At 75.8% G+C, this 784-nt stretch carries 1 pseudogene; it reads left to right on the top strand.

The window, feature by feature from the left end:
• Window positions 1–324: pseudogene (locus GT045_RS07620) on the top strand (hypothetical protein); the annotation flags it as partial.
• Window positions 325–784: the final 460 nt, after the last annotated feature.

Raw genomic sequence — 784 nt, 5'->3', positions numbered from 1 at the left:
GGCGGGGACGGCGGGGACGGCGGGCGCGGCGGGCGCGGCCGTGAAGCCGTGGACGTCCCGGCCGGAACGGCCGATCGCGGCGGCCGCGCCGTCGCCCGGGTGCGGAAGATCACCGGCGGCCCCTCCGTCGCCGGTGTGCGGGAGGTCCCCGAGGTGCGTGAGTTGCACGGCGTGCGGGCGTCCGCTGCGGGGCGGAACTTCCACGGTGTGCGGGTGTTCGCCGAGGGGCGGAAGTTCCACGGTGTGCGGGTGTTCGCCGAGGGGCGGAAGTCCCAGGGCCTGCCGGCGTTCCTCGGCGTACGGAAGCTCCCCGGCGCGCCGTAGCTCCCCGGTGAGGGAGCGCTCCCCAGCGTGCGAAAGCTCCCCGCTATGCGAGCGCTGCCCAGCGTGTGAAAGCTCCCCGCTATGCGAGCGCTCCCCAGCGTGTGAAAGCTCTCCGGCATGCGAGCGCTCTTCAGCGTGCGGAAGCTCTCCGGCACGCGAGCGCTCCGCAGCGTGCGGAAGCTCTCCGGCACGCGAGCGCTCCCCGGCGTGCGGTGGTGACGAATCCGAGGTTGCCGGGTCGTTCGCCAGCCACTCCCCCGACCGCGTGTCCCACGGAGCGGCGGTACTTGGCATCCCCGGCCGGTCCGCTCCGGCGGGCTCTCTCCGCAGCGGGCTCCCGTTCACGACACGCCCCGCTTCCCCCGCCGCTTCGACACCCGGCTCCCCCGCCACCCCGACGCCCGGCTCGAACCGCGCGCCCCGGTCCCAGGGCTCCACACCCGGCTCCCCCGCCACCCCG

Source organism: Streptomyces sp. SID486 (assembly GCF_009865385.1).
GTDB lineage: Bacteria > Actinomycetota > Actinomycetes > Streptomycetales > Streptomycetaceae > Streptomyces.
This window is presented reverse-complemented; position numbering and strand designations above follow the sequence as displayed.